This is a genomic window from Ruegeria sp. PrR005 (assembly GCF_010500245.1).
GTDB lineage: Bacteria > Pseudomonadota > Alphaproteobacteria > Rhodobacterales > Rhodobacteraceae > Ruegeria_B > Ruegeria_B marisflavi.
On record NZ_JAAGOX010000004.1, the window covers coordinates 98,582 to 124,085 of the forward strand.

Sequence of the window (25,504 nt, forward strand, 5' to 3'; positions counted from 1 at the left end):
CCTATGCTCGCACAACAGCACGGGGGTCCCGATGAGTGACAAAACTCTGACACGAATGGATTTGAGCGAAGCGGTTTTTCGCGAAGTTGGTCTTTCACGCAATGAAAGTGCGCAACTGGTCGAGAGCATGCTGAACCATATGTCGGACGCGCTGGTGCGCGGCGAACAGGTGAAGATCTCGTCCTTCGGGACCTTCAGCGTGCGGGAAAAAACCGCCCGTGTCGGTCGCAATCCGAAAACCGGCGAAGAGGTACCGATTCAGCCCCGCCGGGTGCTGACCTTCCGCCCTTCTCATCTGATGAAGGAACGAGTCGCTGCCGGAAACCGCAAGTAGGTCAAAGGCATAGCTCATGAGCAAGTCGCCGGATGCATTTCGTACCATTTCCGAAGTCGCGGAATGGCTCGGCGTTCAGGCACATGTTCTGCGGTTCTGGGAAAGCAAGTTCAGCCAGGTCAAACCGGTGAAACGCGCCGGCGGCAGGCGCTATTATCGTCCGGCGGACATGCAACTGCTGGGCGGGATCAAGAAGCTGCTGCACGAAGATGGGATGACCATCAAAGGTGTCCAGAAAGTCCTGCGCGAACAGGGTGTGGGCCATATCGCCTCCTTGTCACAGAGCCTTGACGATTCGGCAGGTGCCGAGTTGGAGGACAATGGCAATGTCGTCCGGTTCAATGCCCCCAAACAAATACCCTCCGGGGCGGTGCAGATCGACATGGATCTGGGCGAAGAAAACGGCCTGGGATCCCTGTTTCCCGATATCGCCGCTAAAACCCTGGAAGCGGACAGTTCCGACGAGTCGGGCTACATCGACGATGACGATGTTGCAGACGGCATCGACATCGTAACGCTCGCCGCTCCGGGCAGGCTGGAAGACGGGCCTGAAACAGAGGAAGAGCCCGCCCTTGCTGCAACAGAAGATGACATAGCGCTCGCGAACGAGGAAGAGATCGAAGCCCAACCCGGGCTGCTTGGTCTGCTGTCACATGTCACGGCTCTGTCCCCAAATGCGACGCCTGAAATCGAACCCTTGGTCGATCAGTTGAAAGGCTGGCTTTCCCGGCAGGCAGGGTAACGAAAAAGGTTATGTTTTCCCCTTGCCCCTGCCGCGAAAACCGGTATGAACACTCCAACGTCGGGCTATGGCGCAGCCTGGTAGCGCGTCCGTCTGGGGGACGGAAGGTCGCAGGTTCGAGTCCTGCTAGCCCGACCAAGTTAAACCGACGTAACGAAAAAATGGCAGACCAGGGCCTCTGTAAGACGGGGGAAATGGGATGACAGGTGTTTGTCCGAACCAGCAGATCGAGGCGATGATCGACGCGGGCCAGATCCGCGCGGTGCCGCCGGTACTGCCGGCGCAGGTTCAGCCCGCAAGCCTCGATTTGCGACTGGGAAACGTGGCGTATCGCGTGCGTGCATCGTTCCTGGCCGGGGCCGGGAACATCGTTTCCAGCCGCCTGAACGAGTTTGAGATGCATCGGATCGACCTGAGCCAGGGCGCGGTTCTGGAAAAAGGATGCGTCTACCTGGTTCCGCTTATGGAATCACTGGCCTTGCCCGAGGATGTCAGCGCAGTCGCCAATGCCAAGAGTTCGACCGGCAGGCTGGACCTGCTGACCCGGACCATCACTGACGGTGGAATAGAGTTCGACCGGATTCCCGCCGGGTATTCCGGCCCGCTCTATGCCGAGATCTGCCCCAGATCCTTTTCGGTTCTGGTGCGTCCGGGAATGCGATTGAACCAGATTCGCTTTCGCTGCGGCCAGGCCAGCCTGAGCGACGATGACCTTCGCGCGTTGCATGCCCAGACACCGCTGGTCGATGGCCCTGCCGTCATTCAGGATGGCTTGGGCTTCTCCGTCGATCTGCGCCTGCCTGGCAGCGATCTGGTAGGATACCGGGCGAAACCCCATACCTGCGTTATCGATCTGGACCGTATTGACGCCTATGATCCGGCCGAATACTGGGAAGAGGTGCGCACCCGCGACGGGCGCATCATCCTCGACCCCGGTGCGTTCTATATCCTTGTGAGTCGCGAGGCGGTGCATATCCCGCCGCTCTACGCGGCCGAGATGGCGCCTTATCTTGCCATGGTGGGGGAATTCCGGGTTCATTACGCGGGCTTCTTCGACCCGGGCTTTGGCCATGCCGAGGCGGGCGGTGCCGGATCGCGAGGGGTTCTGGAGGTGCGCTGCCACGAAGCGCCCTTTGTTCTGGAACACGGTCAGATCGTCGGCAGGCTGGTCTACGAGAAGATGTCAGAGCGCCCGACGCAGCTTTACGGCGCGGGAATCGCTTCGAACTATCAAGGGCAGGGTCTGAAGCTCTCGAAACACTTCAAGGCCCCGAGTTGAACGGCCGAGATTTACCCTTGCGAGGATCGCGCAGCGCGGCGCGCCTGACGCATCGCGCGCAGCTTTTCACGCTCCGGATCTGATTGCGGCTTGACCTGATCCGTTCTGGTCCGCTCCGGTTCGTTTTTTTGCCCGAGTTTCGAAACCGCGTCGAAGCCCGCGTTTACACCCGAGTTGACCGCCCGCCGAATGACCGTGCGCACAATCATGTCGATCAGTTGGTTCATGTTCATTCTTTGGTTCCTTTTGCTGCCCAACAGGAATGTAGTGCAGAAATTGGGAGATTTCAGGGCGCCTCTATCCCTCGCCCTCAAATAATTCCGGTTGTCCGGTTTCCGCCTCGTCCTCTTCGCGGGCTTCGCTGATCGGGAGCATGCCGGGCGGCGGCCTGTTTTCCAGCAACCCAGCGGCGCGCAACTCCTTCAACCCGGGCAGGTCGCGGGCGCTTTCCAGTCCGAAATGATCAAGGAAATGCGGTGTCACGACAAAGGTGACCGGTCGTCCGGGCGTCATGCGGCGGCGGCCCAGCCGGATCCACTCCATTTCCAGCAACTGGTCGATGGTGCCCCGGCTGACCGAGACGCCCCGGATTTCTTCGATCTCGGCCCGTGTCACCGGCTGGTGATAGGCGATGATCGCCAGCGTCTCGATCGCCGCGCGCGACAGTTTGCGGGTTTCAACCGTTTCCTTCTGCATCAGAAAACCCAGGTCGGGCGCGGTGCGGATGGCCCAACCCTCGCCCACCTGTACAACCCGCACGCCGCGCCCTTCATAGCGCTTGCGCAGCATCTCGAGCGCCTGGGCCGGGTCGCTGCCATGGGGCATGCGCGCAGCCAGATCCCCCACGCCCACCGGGTCGGGGCTGGCAAACAGCACCGCCTCGACCATGCGTTCCTGCTCTGCCATTGGCGGCGCCTCGAACAGGCTTTCGGTGCGGTCCTCGGGCGCGTCGTTCATGTGTCTATGTCTTTCTTGCGCAGATGGATCGGGGCGAACAGCTCGCTTTGCCGGATTTCCAGATGCCCCTCCTTGACCAGCTGCAACGAGGCGGCAAACGTCGCCGCTGTGGCCGAACGGCGGCGCACCGGGTCCTTGCCCCAGCCCTCGGGCAGATAGCTGGCCATATCGGTCCAGCTGCCGGCGAACCCGATCAGCCCGCGCATCCGTTCCAGCGCCTGTTCCATCGTATAGACCTTGTCACGATCCATCACAAAAGGGCGGAATTCGTCGCGGGTGCGGATGCGGGCATAGGCTTGCATCAGGTCCAGCAGCGAGGCGGAATAGGTCACGGTGCGGACGCGGGCGATATCCTCGCCCTTGCCCCGGCGGAAAAAGTCGCGCCCCAGCTGGTCGCGCCCCATCAGACGCGCGGCGGCATCGCGCATCGCCTGCAAACGCTCCAGCTGAAAGGCCAGATGCGCAGCCAGTTCCTCGCCCGAGGGGCCGTCCTCGTCCGGGTCGGGAGGCAAGAGCAGGCGCGATTTCAGAAAGGCGAGCCAGGCCGCCATCACGAGGTAATCGGCCGCCAGTTCGATGCGCAGCGCCTTGGCGCGTTCGACAAAGGCCAGGTATTGCCGCGCCAGCTCCAGCACCGAAATCTTGCGCAGATCCACCTTTTGCGTGCGCGACAGGGTCAGCAGCACGTCAAGCGGGCCCTCGAACCCGTCCACATCGACGATCAATGCCTCGGCGGCCAGCCGCTCGGCAACCGTGGTCTGGTCTTCGCTGAAGAGGTTATCCGTCATACACCTGCCCGCCCATGAGGCGAGATAGTTCCGCCTCGGCGGCGGCGATGTCAAGTTCCGCAGGCGGCTGACGCAAGGCCAACGCTCGCTCGGCCCGGGCGTGCGCCGGTCCGGTCATTCGACCGGCAGCCTGTGCCGCGGCCCCGCGGTCCTTCAGCGTCTGGTTACATACCAGCGCGATATCGCAACCCGCTGCGATGGCCTGTGCGGTTTTTTCGGCGATGGTACCGGCCAATGCCTTCATCGAGATATCATCGGTCATGATCAGCCCCTGAAAGCCGATCCGCTCGCGGACCAGCTCCATCACGACCGGGGAAATCGTTGCCGGTCGCGGGTCGATCTGGTCAAGGACGATATGCGCCGTCATTCCCAGCGGCAGATCGTTCAGCGCGCGAAAAGGCGAAAAATCGGTGTCATCGAGCTCTTCGGCGCATGATGCAACATGCGGCAGGTCATGATGGCTGTCGAGAGTTGCGCGCCCATGGCCGGGCATATGCTTGACCACGGGAAGAACGCCCCCCCCCAACAGCCCATCGGCTACGGCCCGCCCCAACCGGGCAACTGTCTCAGGTTCACTACCGTAGCAGCGGTTGCGCAGAAAGGTGTGGGTTTGATCCCGCGCAAGGTCCAGCATCGGGGCACAATTGCTGTCTATCCCTAGGTCACGAAGCTCGGAGGCAATGAGACGATAGCGCAAGTACATCGCCCGTTCCGCATTCTCGCCTGCCCGCGCGACGTTGTCGAGGGGCGGCAGCCAGTTGCGGGCCAAGGGCGGACGCAGCCGCTGGACCCGGCCGCCCTCTTGGTCGATCGTAATGATGCAGTCGCGCCCAACCGCCTCGCGAAAATCGGCGCAGAGCGCGCGCACCTGATCCGCCGTGTCGACATTGCGCCCGAACAGGATGAACCCGAACGGGTCGGCGTCCCGAAACAATGCCTTTTCATCCGCACTCAGGCGCAGTCCCTCGGCATCGAGGATCGTCGCGCCGTAACTCACCGCGTCGTTACCGGAATGCAATCGGCGCGTTCCGCGACCAGAACCGAACAGAAATGACGCGCCTCGCTCAGGTCATCAAACCCCGCGGCGCGCAGCCGGTAAAAGGTGCGTCCACCGCTCGACGCCTCTTGAATGACGCGCTGCTTGCCATCCATGTATTCGCCAAAACGGCCATAGAGGCGATCCCATTCCGCACGCGCGATATCCGGCGTGTCATAAGCGCCAAGCTGGGCCAACCGAGTGCCCGTCGGCAAAGCCTCGGGGTCGAGGTCGACGGCTGTGGCGGTGCCAAGCGCCGCATTGATCGCCGCGTTGGTCGTGGCCTCGGCCGTACCATCGCGCGGAACGGCACGGCCCGGACGCGCAATCGGCCGCAGCGAGCGTCGCACGCCTGGCTCTCCGGCAAGCGGGTTGCCGGAATTCACCTGAGCCAGATCGGCCGGATCGATTGCGGTCAACGGTGCTGGCTGCTCGATCGAGGCCAATTCTGTCTTTTCTTCTTCCAGCAAGGCGTTTTCACTGTCAGAGAGCTGACCGGCACCTTGTGTAAGCTCCTGAACCAACTGATCAATCTGCCCATTCCGGAAGGCTTCTACTGCTTCCGGTTGGATTTCACCCGCAGTCGTCAGCGAGGCCGGAATCGGCTTGATTTCGCCCATGGGCACGTCCTCGTCGCTAAGCGACACCGGACGCGGGGCAAGGACAAGACGATCAGCCGGGGGCGCGGCAGTGCCTTGTGCGGCGACCATGTTCACGGCAAGGCCCTGATTATCGGCAGGCAAACCACCCGGATTGTCAGGCTGGATGCGCATCGGCCCTTCCAGCGCACGCACGACTGGCACGCCGCTGACATCCCGCATCACCAGCTTGTAGCCCCAGACGCCGATACCGACGACCAGCGCCAGAGAACCAACCGCCCCCAAAAGACTGACAACCCGGCCTAGTTTCCGGCTTGCCTGCTCGGGGGCCAACTCTTCAGGCTGGACGTCGTCCAGAGGAAATTCAGCCACATCGAACTCTGGTACCTTGTATGAATAATGCACCTGGTTCGGGTTCACGTGACCCGTGTAATCGAAACTCGCCATACTCCGCCTCACTGCCCATTCGCGCAACTCTTTGTTCGCGCTCAGGTTTTTCTTGCCACTGCCTCGGTCAGCGGTTCGGGCGGTTTTGTTTAGATTACCGCATCTCCTCCGCTGGAGTGACGCCGAGAATAGCAAGACCCGCCGAAATCACAACCGCCACCGAACGGGCTAGCGCGATTTTTGCCTGACTTGTGGCCGCATCGCCATCTTGGATGAACCTCAGTTCGGGCACCTCGTTGCCGCGGTTCCACAGCGAATGGAACTCTCCCGCAAGCTCGTAGAGATAAAAGGCGATCCGGTGTGGTTCGTTGGTCCGCGCGGCAATCTCGACCAGACGTGGCCATTCGGCCAGCTTGCGGGTCACGGCAATCTCGCTCTCGTGGTTCAGCAACGTGAGATCGGCCGTGGCCAGCGTGGCGTCATCGGTGGCAATGCCCGCCTCGGCCGCCCGTCTCAGTACCGAGGAAACCCGGGCATGGGCGTATTGCACGTAGAAAACCGGGTTCTCGCGGCTCTGCTCCAGCACCTTGTCGAAATCGAAATCCAGCGGCGCGTCGTTACGGCGGGTCAGCATGACGAACCGGGTCACATCCGGGCCAACCTGGTCAATCACGTCGCGCAGGGTGATAAAGGTCCCTGCCCGCTTGGACATCTTGAACGGTTCGCCGTTCTTGAACAGCTTGACCAGCTGGCACAGCTTGATGTCGAAAGACACGCGCTTTTCGGTATCCAGCGCAGCGACAATCGCCTTCATCCGTTTGACATAGCCGCCGTGGTCAGCCCCGAACACATCGATGATCACGTCGAATCCGCGCTTCACCTTGTCATAGTGATAGGCGAGGTCTGGGGCGAAATAGGTCCATCCGCCATCGGATTTCTGTACCGGACGGTCAACATCATCGCCATAGTCGGTCGCCTTGAACAGCATCTGCTCACGCGGCTCCCAATCCTCAGGCGGGGCCTTGCCCTTTGGCGGTTCCAGCGTGCCGCGATAGATCAGCCCCATATCGGTCAGCTCTTGCAGCGTGCGCTCGATCTTGCCGCTTTCGTAGTAAGAACGTTCCGAGGACCAGACGTCCATCTCGACACCCAGCGCCGCAAGGTCGCCGCGGATCTGTTCCATCATCGCGGCCATGGTGAAATCGCGGAACGGATCCAGCCATTCGCTTTCCGGCTTGTCGATCATGGTGTCGCCGAATTTCTCCTTCAGCGCCTCGCCGACCGGCACCAGATAATCGCCGGGATAGAGCCCTTCCTTGACCTCGAAATCCAGACCGTTGGCCTCGCGGTAACGTTCATAGGCCGAGCGGGCCAGCACATCGACCTGCGCGCCGCCGTCATTGATCCAGTATTCACGGGTCACATCATAGCCCGCATACTCCAGCAACCCGGCCAAGGCATCGCCGAACACCGCGCCCCGGCAATGACCCACGTGCAGCGGGCCGGTAGGGTTGGCCGAGACATACTCGACGTTGGCGCTCTTGCCGGAGCCCATGTCGGACTTGCCGAAATCGGTGCCCTGACGCAGCACTGCGCCCACCACCCCCTGCCACATCGAATGTGCCAGTGTCAGGTTGAGGAAGCCAGGGCCCGCCACCTCGGCATTGGAAATGCGCGGGTCGGCCGCCAGTTTCGAGGCGAGGCCCTCGGCAATGTCGCGCGGTTTCTGACCGGCCGGTTTGGCCAGGACCATGGCGGCATTGGTGGCCATATCCCCATGCAGCGCGTCGCGCGGCGGTTCGACCGCGACATTGGCGAAATCGAGGCCCTGGGGCAGCGCGCCCTCGGCTTGCATCTGTTCCAGCGCCGCCACGACCAGGGCGCGGATCTCGGTAAAGAGGTTCATCTCTGTATCCTTTTGCTTGGTTGGCGGTTTACCACGCAAAGCGGCAAGGTCAATGGAACCGTGAGTTTCAGCTCAAATCCGGGCCGGATCGGAGCCGGTCAGCCGGGCATGATCCAACAGGGCGAAGCGGTCGGTCATACCGGCGATGTAGTCTGAGACAATCCGGGCCAGCGTCGTTTCATCGGGCGCGGCGTCGATCTCGGGATGCCAGCGTTCGGGCATCTGATGCGGATCGCTTAGGTAGATGGGAAACAGGTCCTCGACCACCTTTGCGACCTGGGTCCGTTTTTCCATCACCGAAGGCGCCCGATACATCCGCGTGAAAAGAAAGGCGCGGATCACCTTGAGGTCGCGCCAGACCGTATCTGAAAACCGGATCACCGGATGACCAAGGGCGCGGACATCCTCGACCGTTTGCGCCCCCGACGCGATCAGCGCGGCGCGCGATGTCTCGATCACGTCCGATACCATTACGCCAAAAACCCGGCGCAGCGCCTCGTGCCTGCGGCGCAGCGCATCTGTTTCGGGATAAAGCCTGTCGACCTCGGCGTAACACTCCCCCACGATTGGCAGGCTGGCAATCTGCGCGTCGGTAAACAGCCCTGCACGCAACCCATCATGCAGGTCATGATTGTTATAGGCGATATCGTCCGAGAGAGCGGCAACCTGCGCCTCGGCGCTGGCATGCGTGTGCAGTTCCAGGTCGAAGGCCGCATTGCACTCGGCCAGCGCCCAGGGCAGTTCGCCCAGCACCGGGCCGTTGTGCTTGGCGATCGCCTCGAGCGTTTCCCAGGTTAGGTTCAGCCCATCGAAGGCCGCATAATGGCGTTCCAGACTGGTGACGATGCGGATCGCCTGCGCGTTATGGTCAAACCCACCATATGGCGCCATCAGGGCATGCAGCGCGTCCTCGCCCGTGTGGCCAAAGGGAGTGTGACCGAGGTCATGCGCCAGTGCCACCGCCTCGGTCAGTTCCGCGTTCAGGTTCAACGCGCCGGCGATGGTGCGGGCAACTTGCGCCACCTCGATGGAGTGGGTCAGCCGCGTGCGGTAATTGTCGCCCTCGTGTTCGACAAAGACTTGCGTCTTGTGTTTGAGACGCCGAAAGGCGCTGGCATGAATGATCCTGTCCCGGTCGCGCTGGAAACACGACCGGAACGCACTTTCTTCCTCGGGCACCAGACGCCCCCGCGCCCGGGCCGGATCCGACGCGAACCCCGCTCTTGTCACTCTTTCAAGTCCTTGTCGCCTGTCCTCGGGCTTTCTATATTGCACGATACCGCAGATTGAAACCTTGGAGACGGCCATGCTCTTGCCCCCGAAAGTCACCGACCGCGCCTTTGCCCGGCTGGCCGAGATCGGCGCCTCCGGCCAGGGTCAGGCACTGCGGGTCGCCGTCGAAGGCGGCGGCTGTTCCGGATTCCAATACGAAATCGCGCTGGATGCACCCAAGGAGGACGATCTGGTTCTCGAAGGACAGGGCGAGCGGGTGGTTGTCGATGCGGTGTCGCTGCCGTTTCTGGAGAATGCCACCATCGACTTTACCGAAGAGTTGATCGGCGCCCGGTTTGTCATCGACAATCCGAACGCGACCTCCTCTTGCGGCTGTGGCACATCGTTTTCGATCTGAGCCGTTTTCAGGGATCGGTTCGCGTGCGCCAGATCGGGACGCGCTGCGGCGCCACCTGATCCCACAGCAGGAACAGCCCCGACCCCATCACGATGGCCACGCCAAGCCATGTCATGGGGTGCGGCCACTCGCCAAAGGCCCAGGCGCCCAGCCCGACCATCCAGACGAATTGCAGGTTCAACAGCGGCGTCACGACATAGGCGGCCAACAGGCGCAGCGCCACGACCAGTAGCCACCGCGCCGCGAACAATAGCCCGGCATAGGCCAGAACCCAGCCGAGATCGGTCAGAGGCATCGGCCGCCAGAAGAACGGCAGCGCCAGACCCATGCTAAGCCCAAGTGCAAGATTGGGATAGAACACCTGCGCCAGTGCGTTTTGTTCAAACCGGGCGATATAGCGCGAAAGGACCAGTGAAAACGTCCCGGTCACTACCCCGCCCATGGCACAGAGATGACCGGGTGACGCCGTGCCGACACCGCCGGGCATCAGGCACAATAGCCCAACAAACCCCGCGATCAGCGCCGCCCAGGCGGCCGGACGTGGATGTTCGCGCAGCATCAAGCCCGACATCAGTGCTGCCGTGATCGGCATCAGCCCGACAAACACGAAGACATCCGCGAATGGCAGCAAGCGAAAGGCATTGAAAAAACAGATCGATGCCAGAACCGTCGCCACCGCGCGCAAGGCCATGGTCCCAGGACAGACGGTGCGCAGCGCCCGAGCAGACTGCCCCCCGGCCGCAACCAGGCTGAGCGCCGCAACGATCACACCCGAAATGGCAAACAATTGTGGCGCGGCATAGCCTTGGGCGATGAACTTGGTGATGGCATCGGCCGAGGAGATGACGGCGGTATAGGCCAGCACCAGCAGCCCTCCAACCAGCGCCGCCCTCATACCGCCACCTGCATCCGGGCAGCCCGTGCAAAGCCTGCAAAGAAACTATCGAAATGCGAACTGCTTGAAACCGCTTCGGTCAGGATGTCGTGGCCTGTTTGACCCAGCGCGGCCCTGACCCGAGGGGCCATGACCCCCCAGTCGCCGCTGCGACCCGAGCCCATCCGAAAGATGCATTCCGAGATTGCCCGCAAGGGGCCGGCAAAGGCCGGTTCCCGATAAAACGCAACTGGACCCGCAGCCAAGGGGCCCTCGAACGCCCGCACGCCCGCTACCCGCGCTGCCCAGCCACAAACGAGGTATTCGTGATAGTCATCCTGCGCAGCCCCATTTGGGCGTTCCAGAACTGTAAAGGCCCTTGCTGCGTTCAAAACCCAATTTTCCCAGATTGCGGACGGCGTTGCGCCAGCGTAGCGCATGGCGACACAGATTTCAGCCAAAAGATCCGCGTTCTGTTCCAGATAGGCGAGAATCCCGGCATATTCCAAGCTGATCAGCGCTTGCGGCGGCAATTCTGGATCCTTGCGCCCGTACTCCGACAGATAAAAAACGATATGGGTTAGCTCATACGCAGCCTTCTTGTTCGGCAAGGCAAAGGTTGCCGACCGCGAGATGAACCGGTGCAAACGCTCTGTCAGCGCGCCGTCCTCAGAGCGCAGCACGACGCCGCGCCGCGACAGCAAGCGCCGCGCCTCGGCGCGTTGCAAGTCCGACAGTTCCGCCTCGGGCAGGCCCTGCGCAGCGACCCAGTGCGCCGATGCCTCCCCCTTGGCGCCGCCGAGACCGAGGTCTTCGAGGTCCAGGCAGAGCGACAGCAAAAAGCGATAGTATTGCGGAAAGAACTCAAGCCGCTTTTCGATCTCTTGATAAAGGGCGTGGTGCGGCTCAAGCGCGGCTGGGTCCAGCGTCTGCCCCGTACATTCCAGAATGTTCAGAAGCTCGGCGTTTTCCTTGAGCCAGAAAACATCGTCGACAGAGCGCCGGTGATCGGCGAAACCGGCGACGAGGGCGGCAGGCCCCGCGAGGGGCCTGACCAGGGCACGCCGGGCATTCAACTGGATGACGTTCGACATGAGATTTTTCTCCTGTTTCGCGGCCCCCAGTGGAAAGCCGGCCTGCCTTTTGGTCCGAGCGTCTTAGCTGCCCGACGAGAACATCTGGGTCCCTTCGCCCAGCTTGACGGCGACGGCGACGGCATCCGACATCTGGCAACTGGTCGAGAACATCTGGGTTCCTTCTCCGGCCATCGAATTGGACCCGGTCATCTGGCAGCTGGTCGAAAACATGTGCACGCCTTCGCCGTCGATCACCGTCGACCGTTTGGCGGGGTTGCAGCTGGTCGAGTAGAGCTGGGTCCCCTCGCCCTCAATCGTATCCGCGCCCAGCATCGGGCCGCAGCTGGTCGAGAACATCTCGACCCCCTCTCCGATCTGGCCGCATGCCTGTGCCCTGGGTGCGGAACCCGAGGAAAACAGGCCGGTCACATCACCGTCCAACGTGCTGAAACGATCGCTTGCGAAAGCCGCGGAATAGTCAGTCTTGAACATTGCAGTCATGGTCGAAGGTCCCCTTTTAGGTGTGTTTGACCCCCTCACGGTTGCAGGCCAGTGATGTGATGAAAAGTCTTTTTTCAATTTGTGATTGCAAAACATTCAGTTATCCACATTAACAAATAAAGGCAAAAATATGACACGGAAGAAAATTGCATCACGTTGCAAACATTGAAATTTTTTTATCCACAAGGCAAGAATTTCATGAAAATGCCTCGATTCACCTCAACCCTTTGGCGAATCATTTGCCACAATCCAGGTGTGCCACCCCCAAGGCGCGGGGCTGAGTCTTGCCCCTGTGTCCCTTTCAGGGATAGACCGTGAGTGAACAGGACAGGGAGCGCCCCCATGAAGATCGCCACGTTCAACATCAACGGGATCAAGGCAAGGATAGCCGCCCTGCCCGAGTGGCTGGACCAGGCCCAGCCCGACGTTGTGGTCTTGCAGGAGATCAAAAGCGTCGACGAGGCCTTCCCGCGCGATCTGTTCGAAGAGCGGGGGTACAATGTCGAAACCCACGGGCAGAAGAGCTTCAACGGGGTGGCGATCCTTTCAAAACTCCCGCTCGAGGATGTGACCCGCGGCCTGCCGGGGGACGAAACGGACGAACAAGCGCGCTGGATAGAGGCCACGGTTGTCGGGAAAAAGGCGCTGCGGATCTGCGGCCTTTACCTCCCGAACGGCAACCCGGTCGAACTGGGTGAAGATGGGCATCCGGTTCCGGGTGGCAAATACGCCTATAAACTAGACTGGATGGAGCGGATGCGCCGCCGCGCCGCCGAATTGCTGGTCGCAGAGGAGCCGGCCCTGATGGCCGGAGACTATAACATCATCCCCCAGCCCGAAGACGCAAAGCGCCCCGAAGCCTGGCGCGAGGATGCGCTGTTCCGGCCCGAAAGCCGGGCCGCGTTTCGCCGGATCCTGAACCTCGGGTACACCGAAGCCTTTCGCGCCCGGGAACAGGGGCCGGGCCACTATTCCTTCTGGGATTATCAGGCCGGCGCCTGGAACCGGAATGACGGGATACGGATCGACCATCTGCTGCTCAGCCCTCAGGCCGCCGATCTGATGACGGATTGCGGCATCGACAAATCCGTTCGTGGCGGCGACAAGCCGTCCGACCACGTGCCGGTCTGGATCACTCTCGACCTCTGATCGCTCAATCGCCGCGGGTCACATCGTGGCGATAGATCCAGTCGAACTGCCGGACCATGCGAACGGGTGCCACCATTCCGCCAAGACGAAGCGCCATATGCGCCGCGGCGCGGACCGGCCCTGACCGCAGATGGTATTTCCAGGCATTGCCATTGGCAGCCGCGACCACCCGCTCGACCCGAGGCCGTCGGCGGTTCTGATAGGCATCCAGCGCAATTTCGATCCCGGGCGCCCGCGCCAGTTCCTCGGCCAGAACCCAGGCGTCCTCCAGCGCCATGTTCGCGCCCTGCGCCATGAATGGCAGGGTCGGATGCGCCGCATCGCCCAGGATGGTAACCCGGCCCTTGTGCCAGCAGCTGGCCACAGGATGCCGGAACAGCCCCCACAGACCCGGGTCTACAACCCTGCCCAACAACGACATGGGCAGGTCCGAGAAATCGCTGAACGCGGCCCGCAGGTTGTCGGCGTCGTCCGAATGGCTCCAGCTTTCCGCCGCCCAATCTCGGCGCTCCTGCACCGCGACCAGATTGACCAGACTGCCGTTCCTCAGAGGGTAACACACAAGGTGCCGCCCGGGCGCCATGAACACGCGGGCCTCGTCGGCAAGGCCGATGTCATTCGGCACTGTTGCCCGCCAGGCCACCTGCCCCGTGAAGAACGGGTTTGACGACCCGTTCAGCGCCTTGCGCGCGGGGCTGTGAAGCCCATCAGCCCCGACAATCAGATCCGCCGAGATTCGGGCACCGCTGGTCATGCGCAAGGTCGGTGGCGACCCGGGCTCGACACTGTCAACTTTTTGCAGCAGGCGAATGTTGATGCCTGCCTGCCGCACGGCATCCGCCAGCAGGTCGATCATGTCGGCCCGATGTACAAAGGCAAAGCGCAGGTCGTGCGCATGGCGCATCAGATCAAGCCGCAGAACCTCGCCCCGACGATTGTAATCAGCCAGCACCACGGCACGACACCGGATCGAAGCTGCCTCAAACTCCTTTTGCAGGCCAAGCGCTGTCAGGACCGCCGCGCCATTTGGGCTGACCTGAATGCCAGCGCCAACTTCGGTGATTGCTTCTGCCTGCTCCAGTACGCTCACGTCGGCACCACGCGCCTTCAGAGCCAATGCCGCGGCCAACCCGCCGATCCCGGCGCCTACGATGACGATTTTGATACCGTTGAGTTGCATGGCACTCCCTTAACGGAAAAACGCCGAGGCAAAAGCCTCGGCGTTTTCGCAGATTGTCGCAGTATCAGCGGATCAATCGTCGCGATGGACCTTTTCCCGACGTTCGTGACGTTCCTGTGCCTCCAGCGTCATGGTGGCAATTGGACGCGCATCGAGACGCTTGAGGGAGATTGGGTCTCCAGTGACCTGGCAATAGCCAAACTCACCCTCGTCAATCCGCCGCAGAGCGGCATCGATCTTGGCAACCAGTTTGCGCTGGCGGTCACGGGTCCGAAGTTCCAATGCCCGATCCGTTTCCTCGCTGGCGCGATCCGCCACGTCAGGAATGTTGCGCGTGCTGTCCTGCAAGCCTTCGATCGTGTCGCGGCTTCCCGCCATCAATTCGGTTTTCCAATTAAGCAGCTTGCGGCGGAAATACTCAAGCTGCCTGTCGTTCATGAATGGCTCGTCTTCGGCCGGGCGATAGTCTTCCGGCAGAAAGGATTCCGGCTTCATCTTTGCTCCCTCGGTATGGCCAACAACGTCCGTATCGGTAGTGTGTTCAGACATTCGGCACCCCCTTCTGCCGCTGCCTTTAACTGACGGGCCCGGGAATGTCACTACACAATGACATGCAAAAGCGACCAAATCGGGCCCCCAAACCGAAATCTTCATGGCGCTGAAATCTTAGGCCCAAACCCTTGTTTTTCTGTCAATTCGTGAACGATCCACCGAGGATCAACACAGTGTTACGTTGCGGAAACCGATAAGTAGAAGCGCGATTACGGCACAACCGGACAGCATACGCCCAGACATCCGACGCAGCGGCGTGCCTTGCCAAACGGCCAGTGTCCCTTTACCTCACCTGCGATACGCGCCGCCGAAGGGATTTGCCATGACCGCACGTTTTCAAGGAACCGCCGAATATGTGGCGACCGAGGATCTGACCATCGCGGTCAATGCAGCCGTGACGCTGGAACGGCCTTTGCTGGTAAAGGGCGAACCCGGCACCGGCAAGACCGAGCTGGCCCGTCAAGTCGCCGGTGCCCTTGGCCTGCGGATGATCGAATGGAACATCAAGTCGACGACGCGCGCGCAGCAGGGCTTGTATGAATACGATGCCGTCAGCCGACTGCGCGACAGCCAGCTGGGCGAAGAACGCGTCCATGACGTTTCGAACTACATCAAGAAGGGCAAGCTGTGGCAGGCCTTCGAGGCGGATGAAAAGGTGGTTCTGCTGATCGACGAGATCGACAAGGCTGATATCGAGTTTCCCAACGACCTGCTTCAGGAACTCGACAAGATGGAATTCCACGTCTACGAAACCGGTGAAACGATCAAGGCGCGGAACCGGCCGATCGTGATCATCACATCGAACAACGAAAAGGAACTGCCCGACGCTTTCCTGCGCCGCTGCTTCTTTCACTACATCCGGTTTCCCGATGAAACCACTATGCGGCGCATCGTCGAGGTTCACCATCCCGGCATCAAGGAAGCCTTGCTGAGCACCGCGCTGACCCAGTTCTACGAGATTCGCGAGACCTCGGGCCTGAAGAAGAAACCCTCGACATCCGAGGTTCTCGACTGGCTGAAACTCCTGCTGGCCGAAGATCTGACCGCCGAAGACCTGCGCCGCGACGGCGCAAACGCCCTGCCGAAACTGCATGGTGCGTTGCTCAAGAACGAGCAGGATGTGCATCTTTTCGAACGTCTCGCCTTCATGGCGCGAAACAAGCGCTGAATCGGTATATTGGTTCCAAGACGTGGGCGGTCCCGTTGCGGCCGCCCATTTTGTTTCGAAAATACTGGTAAATGAGCCCTTAAATCGCCTTGTCGCGCTTGCTTTGACCCCGCTGCCGATGCGACCATGATCTTGCGAAACGGATCCGGCCACCCACGGAACGGACGCGACGACAGGTTCTTGGTATCATTGAGCAGTGACAAAGATGCAGATTTTCAGCACCGTTACCCCCACAAAGTCTACGCCGCGCAACCGCATCGGAATGCGTTTGGCTCATACGCTGTCTTTGGTCTCGGTTCTTGGTCTCGCGGCTTGTTCGACTGTCCCGCTCGAAGATACGCCAACACGCGCCCAGACCACGGAATTCTCGGTCCAGCCGATGAAGAGTTTCGGCAGCCCGCAGCCGCAACCCGCACAACGCTCCAACGGCAATATCGCGGCCGACTTCCTGTCCCTGCATTTCCAGCTGGAGAGCGGACGCGAGTTGCCGGTGTTCACGCGCTTCGAAACTCCGATCACGGTCCGTGTGACCGGCTCTCCGCCGCCGAGCCTGCAACCCGACCTGACCCGTCTGCTGGGTCGGATGCGCAACGAAGCAGGCATCGACATCCGCCAGATCACCGCCGGTGCGGCCAATATCACCATCGAGGCCGTCAGCCGCGAGGAGATTGGCCGCGCGCTGCCACAGGCCGCCTGCTTCGTGGTTCCGAACGTGTCCAGCCTGAGCGAATTCCGCCGCGACCGCCGCAAGGACAAGACAAATTGGGGCAACCTGCGCAGCCGCGAGCGGTTGGGCGTGTTCGTTCCCTATGACAGCAGCCCGCAGGAGTTGCGCGACTGCCTGCATGAAGAATTGGCACAGGCCATCGGCCCGCTCAACGATCTCTACCGCCTGCCCGATTCGGTCTTCAACGATGACAATATCCATACCGTTCTGACCGGGTTCGACATGCTGGTGCTCAAGGCGAGCTATGCGCCGGAACTGCGCAGCGGCATGACGCGGGCCGAGGTGGCGGCTGTTCTGCCCGACATCCTGGGCCGTCTCAATCCGCGTGGTGTCACCTATGCGCCGCAACCGGTGATCGCGACCCCGCGGGAATGGATCGAAGCGGTCCAGACCGCGCTTGGCCCCGGCACCGCCTATCAGACCCGGCTGGAATCGGCCAATCGCAGCGCCCATCTGGCCCAGGCCTGGGGCTGGACCGATCACCGCCGCGCGTTTGGACATTACATGATGGGCCGGATGTTGCAGTCTGGCGACCCACAGTTGGCCCAGCGGCATTTCCTGACCGCGATGCAGTACCTGCAATCGACCCCGGGAACCGAACTGCACCGCGCCTATGTGACGACCCAGACTGCGGCGCATGCTATCACCCTGGGCGATGCGGCCAGCGCGCTGGCGCAGATACGTCCGATGCTGCCGGTGGCGCAGCGTTCGGAAAACGCAGCCCTTCTGTCGACCCTGATGATGCTCGAGGCCGAAGCACTCGAGATCCTGGGTGATGCAGAGAAAGCACGCGCCGTGCGGCTGGACAGCGTCGGCTGGGCACGTTACGGGTTCGGCTCGGACTGGGCGGTTCGCGCCAAGATGCAGGAGATCGCGGCGCTGAACCCCCGCAACAGACTGGGCGGGTAAACACGCATGATTGTCATCACGGCGGCGCTGGTGGGCGCCCTTCTTGGCGGCCTGACCGCCAAGCGACGTAACGGCACGGCTGCCGATATCGCACAATATGCGGTGGGTTACGCAATTGCCTTTGCTCTTCTTGGGATGATAGCAACATTGGTGATCCACCGTCTGATGGTCTAAGCTGATGTTCCTGCCCTTTTTCGAGAATTTGCGCAAAGCCGGGGTGCCGGTGTCGTTGCGCGAATATCTGACCTTTCTCGAAGGTATGAAGAAAGGGCTGGCCACTTACGATGTCGAGGCCTTCTATTACCTGGCCCGCGTGTCGATGGTGAAGGACGAACGCAATATCGACAAGTTCGACCGCGCCTTTGCCGCCAGCTTCAAGGGGCTGGAAGAGATTACCTTTGACCAGGTGATGGAGGCCGTGGACATCCCCGCCGACTGGCTGGAGAAGATGGCCGAGAAGCACCTGTCGCCCGAGGAAATGGCCGAGATCGAGGCCCTGGGCGGGTTCGACAAACTGATGGAGACGCTGCGCGAGCGGCTCAAGGAACAGCAGGGCCGCCACCAGGGCGGCAACAAGTGGATCGGCACCGCCGGCACCTCTCCCTTTGGCGCCTATGGCTACAACCCCGAAGGCGTGCGGATCGGCCAGAAGGAAAGCCGCCACCAGCGAGCGGTCAAGGTCTGGGACAAGCGCGAGTTCAAGAATCTCGACGACACGGTCGAACTGGGCACCCGCAACATCAAGGTGGCGCTGAAACGGCTGCGTCGCTGGGCCCGCGAGGGCGCCGCGATGGAGCTGGACCTGGACGGCACCATCCGCGCCACTGCCGAACACGGCTATCTGGACGTCAAGGAACGGCCCGAGCGGCATAACGCGGTCAAGGTGGTGCTGTTTCTCGATGTGGGCGGCTCGATGGACCCGCATGTGAAGGTCGTGGAAGAGCTGTTCTCGGCCGCACGGTCCGAGTTCAAGCATCTGGAGTATTACTACTTCCACAATTGCCTCTATGAAGGCGTCTGGCGCGACAATCGCCGCCGCTGGGACGCGCAGATCCCCACTCACGAGGTGCTGCGCACCTATGGGCCGGATTACAAATGCATCTTCGTGGGCGATGCCTCGATGAGCCCCTACGAGATCGCCTATCCCGGCGGCGCCAACGAGCATTGGAACCAGGAGGCAGGCCAAGTCTGGCTGGCGCGCGCGCGCGAGCAATGGGCCAGCAATCTCTGGATCAACCCTGTGCCCGAGAAATACTGGGACTATACCCATTCCATCGGCATGATCCGCGAGATCTTTGATGACCGCATGGTGCCAATGACGCTCTCGGGCCTCGAAAAAGGCATGCGTGTCCTGACAAGGTGAAACCGCAACCGTTGGCAATCGGAGGACGATTTCACTGAAACCAAATGTCGACGAAGGCCCTTCAGGTACACGCCGCATCAGTAAACGCGATTTGAGTATGGCCCAGCCTCAACTCGGGCACATAGGCATGCTCTGAGCTGCCATCATCAACAAGGAATGGCCACCCCTTAAGGCGAAGCCAGAGCAGATAACGCACCAGAGAAATTTGTTAGATTAGTTCACGCTGATGCAGTGGTTTCGTGCCCTGCGATACTCGTTCGGATAGGCATCGGCCAGCCTGACCATTTCGGTCAAACTCATTCTCGTCAACCCTTCCTGTTCCAGCATGATGCTGACGACACAGGCGCAGGCGCCAAGATTGAGGCCCTCGTCCTTGCAGGTGTTTACGACCGCACTATCCAAGTCTATCACCTCTCCGGTGTCGAGTTCGACTTGAACGGCATTTGCGGCAGTTGGCGAGTATAGAAAGACACCCGCACAAGCCAGAGCAGACGCGACACGCGCTGCCAAAGAATGTGATCGCTTTGTCATGATGTTAGTGTGCTCCGACTAAAAGATCAGGAAGGCATCCAGATCAGATTGCGGCGCTTAACTCTATTTTGCAAGCGTCAAGGTAAGTCTTGGAAAATCAAGTGGCGTGGGCCTGCCTGTTGCGGAACAATTGCGAGATTTATCCTCGCCCCTTCGAGCGCATTACCCTGGATCGAACCAAAGCAAAAAAACACAGAAGTTGTAGCGTTTCCATCGCCATTACCTGCAAGATCCTTGACGACCGGGTGGTACCGACGACTCTGTCGGCGCCGGATCAGGGCATGCGCATTCTGACGCAGTGAGCGGGCAGAAATCCCTTTGTTCAATCACATTCGGATGGCAGAATGAAACCAAGGTTCTTCTGCAATCATTCGAAAAGGGCACTGCCATGCGTAAACTTGTATTGTTTTCAATCCTGTCCGCACTGATCACCCTGCCCGCCGCGGCACAGATCAAACCCTCGGCCGAGTCTCTTCAGGGCCTCTACCCCGGCAAAGCCTATTCCCCTTACGCGCAACGAAGTTTTCCCAGCCAGGTCTATTGGGGGGAAACCCATCTGCACACCGCGTTGTCGCCGGATGCCGGACTGTTCGGCAATACACTGGGACTGGACGAAGCCTGGCGCTTTGCCCGCGGCGAAGAAGTCAAGTCGACCACCGGTCAACCCGTCCGGCTGAGCCGGCCGCTGGACTTCATGGCGCTCACCGACCACTCGGACATGATGGGCTTTGCCACCGATCTGTTCGCCGGGGCGCCCGCGATTGTCGACACGGAGCAGGGACGCGGCTGGTACGAGGCGATGCAGAAGGGCGGGCAGGCATCGGCCAATGCTGCTCTGGACCTGATCACCAATTTCGCTCAGGGCACGCTGGACCCCAAGCTTGTCGAAGCCTATTCGCCCGGATCGGCGGCCTATAACGCCGTCTGGCAGAACGTGATCGACGCCGCGGAACGCTATAACGAACCGGGACGGTTCACCGCCCTGATCGGTTATGAATGGACGTCGCTGGTCAAGGGAAACAACCTGCATCGCAACGTGATCCTGCGTGACAACGGCCGCCGCGCCGAACAGGTCGTGCCCATGGTCACCCAGGCTCCGATCGGATCGACCGATCCGCTCGACCTCTACAAGTGGTTGGAAAACTACGAGGCCGAAACCGGAGGCAAAGCGTTGGCCATCGCGCATAACGGCAATCTGTCGAACGGGCTGATGTTCCCGGTCGATGCGCAATACACCGGTCGCGAAATCGACGAAACCTACGTCATGGCGCGCAACAGATGGGAACCGCTTTATGAAGTCACCCAGATCAAGGGGGACGGCGAAACGCACCCAAAGCTCAGCCCCGATGACCAATTCGCGGATTACGAGACATGGGATGCCGGCAACCTCGACCTGAGCGAGGCCAAGACGGACGACATGCTGCCCCGCGAGTATGCCCGAGCCGCCCTGAAAAGCGGGCTGATGCTAGAACAGAAACTGGGCACAAACCCCTACAAGTTCGGCATGATTGGCTCGACCGACAGCCACACCTCGCTGTCGACGGCCGAAGAAGATAACTTCTTTGGCAAGGCGACAAATGTCGAACCCTCGATCCATCGCATTGCGCATCCATTCACCGAAACAGAAAACGGGATTTTCCCGGGTTGGTCCCTCGCTGCTTCGGGCTATGCCGGGGTCTGGGCGACCGAGAACACGCGCGCGGCGATCTGGGACGCGATGAAGCGCAAGGAAACCTATGCCACCACTGGGCCGCGCATCACTGTACGCTTCTTTGGAGGGTGGGAGTTCGACGACAACGACCTGCGCTCGCGTCAACCCGCATTTCGCGGCTATGAAAAAGGGGTCCCGATGGGCGGCGACCTGCGCACGGCCACCTCGGATGCGCCGACCTTCATGGTTTATGCCCTGCGCGACCCGATCGGGGCCAATCTCGACCGCATACAGATCGTCAAGGGTTGGATGGATGCGGACGGAACTCTGCATGAACAGGTCCACGACGTCGCATGGTCGGACAACCGTGAACCGGGTTCGGACGGAAAACTTCCTCCGGTCGGGAATACCGTGGATATGGACGCCGCCAACTGGACCAACACCATCGGCGCGTCCGAACTGGCCACAATCTGGACCGATCCTGCGTTCGACCCAGACCAGCGGGCCTTTTACTATGCCCGGGTGATCGAGATCCCGACACCGCGCTGGGTGCTCTACGACAAGGTGCGACTGGGCGCGGAGATACCAGAGGACGCGGTGGTGGTCGGACAGGAACGTGCCTATACCTCTCCGATCTGGTACACACCGAAAGGGTGAACAGATTGCTCCGGGCGGGGCTTGTCCTGCCCGGCTCTTCGCACCATGTTTGAACCATGCTGCGCGTCACCCCGATCCTGTTGGCGGTTCTCTACGCCTTTGCCATGTACCATTTCTCGGCCTGGCGGACCCGGCGCGAGCTGGATGCCCGCTCCACCGAACTGGCCGACCCGGTGCTGAAACGGCTGACAGACCGGCTGGCAGCGGCGCTGGGCGTGGCGCGGGTGCCGGTTCACATCTATGAAATCGACCCAGTCAACGGGCTGGCCGCGCCCGACGGGCGCATCTTCATCACCCGTGGGTTCTATCGCAAGTACCAAAGCGGCGAGGTCACCGGCGAAGAGCTGACCTCGGTCATCGCGCATGAGCTGGGACATGTGGCGCTGGGTCATTCCCGGCGTCGGATGATCGACTTTTCCGGCCAGAACGCCATGCGCACCGCGCTCGCCATGCTGCTGGGCCGATTCATCCCCTTCTTCGGGGTCTGGATTGCCAATATGCTGACCACCCTGCTGGCCGCGCGGCTGAGCCGGGCGGACGAGTACGAGGCCGATGAATATGCCGCCGCACTGCTGACCAAGGCGGGCATCGGCGTGGCCCCGCAGAAATCTCTGTTTCACAAGCTCGACGCGCTGACCCAGCAGCGCGCGGGTGTGGCGCCCGCATGGCTTTTGAGCCACCCCAAGACCGCCGAGCGTATCGCCGCGCTCGACCGGCTCGAAGCGCGCTGGCAGGCGCATTGACCCTCAGGACCGACCCGCATGCTTTACTCCCTGCTCGACCTTGCCCCGGTGCCCGAGGGCAGCGACATCCCCCAGGCACTGGCCAACAGCGCCGATCTGGCCGCCCATGCCGAGGCGCTGGGCTATCACCGCTACTGGCTGGCCGAACATCACAACATGCCCGGTATCGCCAGCGCCGCGACCGCCGTGCTGATCGGCCATATCGCCAGCCGGACCAGCACCATGCGGATCGGTGCGGGCGGCATCATGCTGCCCAACCATGCGCCTTACATGGTGGCCGAAGCCTTTGGCACGCTGGCCGCCCTGTATGGCGACCGCATTGATCTGGGACTAGGCCGGGCGCCCGGCACCGACATGGCTACCGCCCGTGCGCTGCGTCGGGGGTTGTCGCAACAGGACAGTTTCCCGCAAGACGTCATCGACCTGATCGGGTTCCTGTCCCCTGAAGACCCCGAAGCGCGGGTTCGGGCCTATCCGGGACAAGGCACAAACGTGCCGGTCTGGATCCTGGGATCGAGCCTTTACGGCGCGCAGCTGGCGGCCCATCTGGGCCTTCCTTACGCCTTTGCCTCGCATTTCGCGCCTTCGGCGCTTACCGACGCCTTTGACGTCTATCGCCGCAGCTTCAAACCTTCCGTGTTCTTAGCCCGTCCCCATGTCATGATGGCGATCAACGTCTTTGCCGCCGACACCGATGCCGAGGGCGTGCGCCTGCGCACCACCATGCAACAGGCCTTTGCCCGGCTCAGACGCGGGATGCCGGGCAAGCTGCCAGCCCCGGTTGACGATATCACCGCCCATCTGGATCCTGTGACTCTGGAGAACGTGAATGCGGCCCTGCATGTCTCGGCCGTTGGCAGCCCGGATACCGTCAGGTCCCGGCTGTCCGAGATCATCGCCAGATACCAGCCTGACGAGGTGATCCTGACAGGGCAGATTCACGACCACGCGGCGCGCAAACGCTCATTCGAGATTGCGGCGGAGGCTCTGCGTTCACTCTGACCAGTACTGTTCCAGGGCTTTGCCCAGCCGGGGCAGCCGTGCCTTTTTCATCAGGCTGCGGATGGTCCAGGTCTCGCCGGACAAGCGGTTGGCCTCATCCAGCACTTTTTCAGCCATGCTCACGAAGCTTTCTTGATCGCCATTGAAGAACTGCAAAAGAAAGGCGTCCGGGTCGATCCGGTCCAGCCCTTCCTCGGCCAGGATGTTGCGCGGGAAATCGGCGCGGTTGAGGGTCACGATCACATCCGCAGATCCGGCGATGGCCGTGGCCAGAACATGGATATCCGCAGGATCCGGCAACCAGAGGCGAGCCTCGACACCGGGTGCAGGCGGCACTTCCGCCTTGGGCCAAGCAGCGCGGGTCAGCGCGATCTCGGCGCGCGCCTGCGCCTCGCCCGCCGGTCCCAGCTTGACCGCCGCGCGCGCCCATTCCTCAAGCATGCGGGCCGACCAGAGCGGGGTGAAATGCCCCAGCCGCGCCGCGCCCAGCAGCATCTCGCGCATGACCGTGGGATAGATCACGCAAGTGTCGAGCACAACTTTCACAGCCGGAAGAACACCGCCTTGAGATAGCCGCTTTCGGCCAGTTGCGGCAATTGCGGATGATCCGGCCCGGCAAAGCCGGTATGGATCAGCTGCGCGCTGCGCCCGGCGCGGCCAATGCCGCGCACGCTGGCCTCGCGGAACCGCGACAGATCGGCGGCATGCGAGCAGGAGCAGAGACCCAGATAGCCGCCCGGGCGCACCAGCGCCGCCGCCAGCCGCGCCACCCGTTCATAAGCGCGCAGGCCCGCGTCCAGCGCCTGTTTCGAGGGCGCAAAGGCGGGCGGATCGCAGATCACCACGTCGAATGTCTCGCCCTCTTCGCCGAGCGCGGTCAGAACGTCAAAGGCATCGCCCTGCCGCGTCTCGAACCGCCCGGCCAGACCCGAGGCCAGCGCCCCCTGTTCGGCCAAGGCCAGCGCCGGGGCCGACCCATCGACCGCCAGCGCGCTGCCCGCTCCGCCTGCCAGCATCGCCAGCGCAAAGCCGCCCACATGAGAGAACACGTCGAGCACCCGCGCGCCCTGCCCCGCCAGTCGAGCGGCAAAGGCATGGTTGGGGCGCTGGTCGTAGAACAGGCCGGTTTTCTGGCCGCCTGTCAGGTCGGCCATATAGGTGGCGCCGTTCATCGGCACCGGCACCGGCGCCGTTGGCGCAGCCCCGGCCAGCACCGCGTTCTTGTCATCCAGCCCTTCGAGTGACCGCGTCCGGCCCGATGCATTCTTCAGAACAGTGCTGACACCGGTGACCTTGATCAGCGCCGCGCTTAACAGGTCCAGATGCGCCTCGGCCCAAGCGGCATTGGGCTGGATCACACACGCGTCACCGAACCGGTCGATGATGACGCCCGGGAACCCGTCGGCCTCGGCATGGACGAGCCGATAGAAGGGCGCGTCAAACAGGCGTTCGCGCAGCGCAAGCGCCCGGGTCAATCGCGCCTCGAACCAGGCGGCGTTCAACACCGCCTCGGGGTCGCGGTCCAGCATCCGTGCCAAGATGCGCGAGCCGGGATTGACCGCCACCAGCCCCAGGGGCGCGCGGTTGTCATCCTCAAGCACAGCCACCGTGCCCGGCGCGATCTTGCGCGTGCGGCGGTCGGTGACCACCTCGTTATCGAATACCCACGGCGCACCGTGCCGGATGGCACGGGCGTTTGCCTTGGGCTTCAGGCGGATGCGGGGACGGTCAAAAACGTCAGAGGGCGCTGTCATGAGCGCCCT

At 61.8% G+C, this 25,504-nt stretch carries 27 protein-coding genes and 1 tRNA gene; 13 read left to right on the top strand and 15 right to left on the bottom strand.

Annotation, left to right across the window (positions count from 1 at the left end; genetic code table 11):
- The first annotated feature begins 31 nt into the window (after positions 1 to 31).
- From ihfA to G0P99_RS03335, 4 genes are all read left to right on the top strand, one after another.
- The gene (ihfA, locus tag G0P99_RS03320) at positions 32 to 334 is read left to right on the top strand and encodes an integration host factor subunit alpha (protein ID WP_164127686.1); all 303 of its coding nucleotides are present in this window, start codon (positions 32 to 34) and stop codon (positions 332 to 334) included.
- 16 nt (positions 335 to 350) lie between these two features.
- Complete coding sequence (locus G0P99_RS24640; RefSeq protein WP_239059655.1) at positions 351 to 1,076, top strand: MerR family transcriptional regulator; 726 nt, start codon at positions 351 to 353, stop codon at positions 1,074 to 1,076.
- Positions 1,077 to 1,137: 61 nt separating this feature from the next.
- Positions 1,138 to 1,214: transfer RNA gene (locus G0P99_RS03330), tRNA-Pro, on the top strand.
- A 61-nt stretch (positions 1,215 to 1,275) separates the two neighbouring features.
- A complete protein-coding gene (locus G0P99_RS03335) occupies positions 1,276 to 2,355 on the top strand; it encodes a 2'-deoxycytidine 5'-triphosphate deaminase (RefSeq protein ID WP_164127688.1) in 1,080 nt (359 codons plus the stop codon).
- A gap of 11 nt (positions 2,356 to 2,366) precedes the next feature.
- On the opposite strand, the gene G0P99_RS03340 is transcribed toward G0P99_RS03335, so the two are convergent.
- The 7 genes from G0P99_RS03340 to G0P99_RS03370 all read right to left on the bottom strand — a co-directional run bounded on the left by G0P99_RS03340 (position 2,367) and on the right by G0P99_RS03370 (position 9,258).
- Positions 2,367 to 2,588, bottom strand: coding sequence for a hypothetical protein (locus G0P99_RS03340; protein ID WP_164127690.1), 222 nt, complete (start codon positions 2,586 to 2,588; stop codon positions 2,367 to 2,369).
- Between the two features lie 64 nt (positions 2,589 to 2,652).
- Positions 2,653 to 3,312: an SMC-Scp complex subunit ScpB gene (gene scpB, locus G0P99_RS03345; protein ID WP_164127692.1), complete on the bottom strand. Its 660-nt coding sequence runs from the start codon at positions 3,310 to 3,312 to the stop codon at positions 2,653 to 2,655.
- Positions 3,309 to 4,100 carry a ScpA family protein gene (locus G0P99_RS03350; protein WP_164127694.1) on the bottom strand — a complete coding sequence of 264 codons (792 nt, stop codon included), beginning with the start codon at positions 4,098 to 4,100 and terminating at the stop codon, positions 3,309 to 3,311. The genes scpB and G0P99_RS03350 overlap by 4 nt, the downstream gene beginning before the upstream one ends.
- Complete coding sequence (gene nagZ, locus G0P99_RS03355) at positions 4,090 to 5,097, bottom strand: beta-N-acetylhexosaminidase (RefSeq protein WP_164127756.1); 1,008 nt, start codon at positions 5,095 to 5,097, stop codon at positions 4,090 to 4,092. Before nagZ ends, G0P99_RS03350 begins: the two co-directional genes overlap by 11 nt.
- Positions 5,094 to 6,182, bottom strand: coding sequence for an SPOR domain-containing protein (locus G0P99_RS03360; protein WP_164127696.1), 1,089 nt, complete (start codon positions 6,180 to 6,182; stop codon positions 5,094 to 5,096). Before G0P99_RS03360 ends, nagZ begins: the two co-directional genes overlap by 4 nt.
- Positions 6,183 to 6,276: 94 nt before the next feature.
- Positions 6,277 to 8,028, bottom strand: a complete 1,752-nt coding sequence (gene argS, locus G0P99_RS03365) for an arginine--tRNA ligase (RefSeq protein WP_164127698.1) — start codon at positions 8,026 to 8,028, stop codon at positions 6,277 to 6,279.
- Positions 8,029 to 8,100: 72 nt separating this feature from the next.
- On the bottom strand, positions 8,101 to 9,258 hold the full coding sequence (locus G0P99_RS03370; RefSeq protein WP_370462690.1) for a deoxyguanosinetriphosphate triphosphohydrolase: 1,158 nt from the start codon (positions 9,256 to 9,258) through the stop codon (positions 8,101 to 8,103).
- A gap of 76 nt (positions 9,259 to 9,334) precedes the next feature.
- Here G0P99_RS03370 and G0P99_RS03375 point away from each other — a divergent pair, with 76 nt between their 5' ends.
- Positions 9,335 to 9,658, top strand: coding sequence for an iron-sulfur cluster assembly accessory protein (locus tag G0P99_RS03375; protein WP_164127702.1), 324 nt, complete (start codon positions 9,335 to 9,337; stop codon positions 9,656 to 9,658).
- 7 nt (positions 9,659 to 9,665) lie between these two features.
- Here the strand turns inward: G0P99_RS03375 and G0P99_RS03380 are convergent, their stop codons facing one another.
- The 3 genes from G0P99_RS03380 to G0P99_RS03390 form a co-directional block, all read right to left on the bottom strand.
- Complete coding sequence (locus G0P99_RS03380; protein ID WP_164127704.1) at positions 9,666 to 10,553, bottom strand: DMT family transporter; 888 nt, start codon at positions 10,551 to 10,553, stop codon at positions 9,666 to 9,668.
- Positions 10,550 to 11,626, bottom strand: a complete 1,077-nt coding sequence (locus G0P99_RS03385) for a hypothetical protein (RefSeq protein WP_164127706.1) — start codon at positions 11,624 to 11,626, stop codon at positions 10,550 to 10,552. Before G0P99_RS03385 ends, G0P99_RS03380 begins: the two co-directional genes overlap by 4 nt.
- A 63-nt stretch (positions 11,627 to 11,689) precedes the next feature.
- Positions 11,690 to 12,109: a DUF6749 family protein gene (locus tag G0P99_RS03390; protein WP_164127708.1), complete on the bottom strand. Its 420-nt coding sequence runs from the start codon at positions 12,107 to 12,109 to the stop codon at positions 11,690 to 11,692.
- Between the two features lie 342 nt (positions 12,110 to 12,451).
- Here G0P99_RS03390 and xth point away from each other — a divergent pair, with 342 nt between their 5' ends.
- Positions 12,452 to 13,258: an exodeoxyribonuclease III gene (xth, locus tag G0P99_RS03395; RefSeq protein ID WP_164127710.1), complete on the top strand. Its 807-nt coding sequence runs from the start codon at positions 12,452 to 12,454 to the stop codon at positions 13,256 to 13,258.
- Positions 13,259 to 13,262: 4 nt separating this feature from the next.
- Here xth and G0P99_RS03400 read toward each other — a convergent pair whose 3' ends face one another.
- Positions 13,263 to 14,438, bottom strand: coding sequence for an FAD-dependent monooxygenase (locus G0P99_RS03400; protein ID WP_164127712.1), 1,176 nt, complete (start codon positions 14,436 to 14,438; stop codon positions 13,263 to 13,265).
- A gap of 72 nt (positions 14,439 to 14,510) precedes the next feature.
- Positions 14,511 to 14,933, bottom strand: a complete 423-nt coding sequence (gene dksA, locus G0P99_RS03405; protein WP_164127758.1) for an RNA polymerase-binding protein DksA — start codon at positions 14,931 to 14,933, stop codon at positions 14,511 to 14,513.
- 379 nt (positions 14,934 to 15,312) lie between these two features.
- Between dksA and G0P99_RS03410 the strand changes: the two genes are divergently transcribed.
- The 4 genes from G0P99_RS03410 (at position 15,313) to G0P99_RS03425 (ending at position 19,157) form a co-directional block, all read left to right on the top strand.
- Positions 15,313 to 16,158, top strand: a complete 846-nt coding sequence (locus G0P99_RS03410; RefSeq protein ID WP_164127714.1) for a MoxR family ATPase — start codon at positions 15,313 to 15,315, stop codon at positions 16,156 to 16,158.
- A gap of 262 nt (positions 16,159 to 16,420) precedes the next feature.
- A complete protein-coding gene (locus tag G0P99_RS03415; protein WP_164127760.1) occupies positions 16,421 to 17,794 on the top strand; it encodes a DUF2927 domain-containing protein in 1,374 nt (457 codons plus the stop codon).
- A gap of 6 nt (positions 17,795 to 17,800) precedes the next feature.
- Positions 17,801 to 17,968: an apolipoprotein acyltransferase gene (locus G0P99_RS03420; RefSeq protein ID WP_164127716.1), complete on the top strand. Its 168-nt coding sequence runs from the start codon at positions 17,801 to 17,803 to the stop codon at positions 17,966 to 17,968.
- A gap of 4 nt (positions 17,969 to 17,972) precedes the next feature.
- Entirely contained in the window at positions 17,973 to 19,157 is a 1,185-nt protein-coding gene (locus G0P99_RS03425; protein ID WP_164127718.1) for a VWA domain-containing protein, read from the top strand.
- A 213-nt stretch (positions 19,158 to 19,370) separates the two neighbouring features.
- Here the strand turns inward: G0P99_RS03425 and G0P99_RS03430 are convergent, their stop codons facing one another.
- Positions 19,371 to 19,559 (bottom strand): hypothetical protein, encoded by a 189-nt coding sequence (locus G0P99_RS03430; protein ID WP_164127720.1) that lies wholly within the window; start codon positions 19,557 to 19,559, stop codon positions 19,371 to 19,373.
- Positions 19,560 to 20,076: 517 nt separating this feature from the next.
- On the opposite strand from G0P99_RS03430, the gene G0P99_RS03435 reads away from it, so the two are divergent.
- From G0P99_RS03435 to G0P99_RS03445, 3 genes are read left to right on the top strand one after another with little or no spacing between them, the layout of a single operon-like run.
- A complete protein-coding gene (locus tag G0P99_RS03435) occupies positions 20,077 to 21,996 on the top strand; it encodes a DUF3604 domain-containing protein (RefSeq protein ID WP_164127722.1) in 1,920 nt (639 codons plus the stop codon).
- A 56-nt stretch (positions 21,997 to 22,052) separates the two neighbouring features.
- Positions 22,053 to 22,739 (top strand): M48 family metallopeptidase, encoded by a 687-nt coding sequence (locus G0P99_RS03440; protein WP_164127724.1) that lies wholly within the window; start codon positions 22,053 to 22,055, stop codon positions 22,737 to 22,739.
- Positions 22,740 to 22,757: 18 nt separating this feature from the next.
- Entirely contained in the window at positions 22,758 to 23,741 is a 984-nt protein-coding gene (locus G0P99_RS03445; protein WP_164127725.1) for an LLM class flavin-dependent oxidoreductase, read from the top strand.
- Here G0P99_RS03445 and G0P99_RS03450 read toward each other — a convergent pair.
- Both G0P99_RS03450 and G0P99_RS03455 read right to left on the bottom strand, forming a co-directional pair.
- The gene (locus G0P99_RS03450) at positions 23,733 to 24,287 is read right to left on the bottom strand and encodes an RSP_2648 family PIN domain-containing protein (protein ID WP_164127727.1); all 555 of its coding nucleotides are present in this window, start codon (positions 24,285 to 24,287) and stop codon (positions 23,733 to 23,735) included. The genes G0P99_RS03445 and G0P99_RS03450 overlap by 9 nt on opposite strands.
- Positions 24,284 to 25,495: an RSP_2647 family RNA methyltransferase gene (locus G0P99_RS03455; RefSeq protein ID WP_164127729.1), complete on the bottom strand. Its 1,212-nt coding sequence runs from the start codon at positions 25,493 to 25,495 to the stop codon at positions 24,284 to 24,286. Before G0P99_RS03455 ends, G0P99_RS03450 begins: the two co-directional genes overlap by 4 nt.
- Positions 25,496 to 25,504: the final 9 nt, after the last annotated feature.

Bases quoted from the DNA above. Each gene is read 5' to 3' on its own strand.
- ihfA (WP_164127686.1), top strand. From the start codon at position 32: ATGAGTGACAAAACTCTGACACGAATGGATTTGAGCGAAGCGGTTTTT.
- G0P99_RS24640 (WP_239059655.1), top strand. From the start codon at position 351: ATGAGCAAGTCGCCGGATGCATTTCGTACCATTTCCGAAGTCGCGGAA.
- G0P99_RS03335 (WP_164127688.1), top strand. From the start codon at position 1,276: ATGACAGGTGTTTGTCCGAACCAGCAGATCGAGGCGATGATCGACGCG.
- G0P99_RS03340 (WP_164127690.1), bottom strand. From the start codon at position 2,588: ATGAACATGAACCAACTGATCGACATGATTGTGCGCACGGTCATTCGG.
- scpB (WP_164127692.1), bottom strand. From the start codon at position 3,312: ATGAACGACGCGCCCGAGGACCGCACCGAAAGCCTGTTCGAGGCGCCG.
- G0P99_RS03350 (WP_164127694.1), bottom strand. From the start codon at position 4,100: ATGACGGATAACCTCTTCAGCGAAGACCAGACCACGGTTGCCGAGCGG.
- G0P99_RS03360 (WP_164127696.1), bottom strand. From the start codon at position 6,182: ATGGCGAGTTTCGATTACACGGGTCACGTGAACCCGAACCAGGTGCAT.
- argS (WP_164127698.1), bottom strand. From the start codon at position 8,028: ATGAACCTCTTTACCGAGATCCGCGCCCTGGTCGTGGCGGCGCTGGAA.
- G0P99_RS03375 (WP_164127702.1), top strand. From the start codon at position 9,335: ATGCTCTTGCCCCCGAAAGTCACCGACCGCGCCTTTGCCCGGCTGGCC.
- G0P99_RS03380 (WP_164127704.1), bottom strand. From the start codon at position 10,553: ATGAGGGCGGCGCTGGTTGGAGGGCTGCTGGTGCTGGCCTATACCGCC.
- G0P99_RS03385 (WP_164127706.1), bottom strand. From the start codon at position 11,626: ATGTCGAACGTCATCCAGTTGAATGCCCGGCGTGCCCTGGTCAGGCCC.
- G0P99_RS03390 (WP_164127708.1), bottom strand. From the start codon at position 12,109: ATGACTGCAATGTTCAAGACTGACTATTCCGCGGCTTTCGCAAGCGAT.
- xth (WP_164127710.1), top strand. From the start codon at position 12,452: ATGAAGATCGCCACGTTCAACATCAACGGGATCAAGGCAAGGATAGCC.
- G0P99_RS03400 (WP_164127712.1), bottom strand. From the start codon at position 14,438: ATGCAACTCAACGGTATCAAAATCGTCATCGTAGGCGCCGGGATCGGC.
- dksA (WP_164127758.1), bottom strand. From the start codon at position 14,933: ATGAAGCCGGAATCCTTTCTGCCGGAAGACTATCGCCCGGCCGAAGAC.
- G0P99_RS03410 (WP_164127714.1), top strand. From the start codon at position 15,313: ATGACCGCACGTTTTCAAGGAACCGCCGAATATGTGGCGACCGAGGAT.
- G0P99_RS03415 (WP_164127760.1), top strand. From the start codon at position 16,421: ATGCGTTTGGCTCATACGCTGTCTTTGGTCTCGGTTCTTGGTCTCGCG.
- G0P99_RS03420 (WP_164127716.1), top strand. From the start codon at position 17,801: ATGATTGTCATCACGGCGGCGCTGGTGGGCGCCCTTCTTGGCGGCCTG.
- G0P99_RS03425 (WP_164127718.1), top strand. From the start codon at position 17,973: ATGTTCCTGCCCTTTTTCGAGAATTTGCGCAAAGCCGGGGTGCCGGTG.
- G0P99_RS03435 (WP_164127722.1), top strand. From the start codon at position 20,077: ATGCGTAAACTTGTATTGTTTTCAATCCTGTCCGCACTGATCACCCTG.
- G0P99_RS03440 (WP_164127724.1), top strand. From the start codon at position 22,053: ATGCTGCGCGTCACCCCGATCCTGTTGGCGGTTCTCTACGCCTTTGCC.
- G0P99_RS03445 (WP_164127725.1), top strand. From the start codon at position 22,758: ATGCTTTACTCCCTGCTCGACCTTGCCCCGGTGCCCGAGGGCAGCGAC.
- G0P99_RS03455 (WP_164127729.1), bottom strand. From the start codon at position 25,495: ATGACAGCGCCCTCTGACGTTTTTGACCGTCCCCGCATCCGCCTGAAG.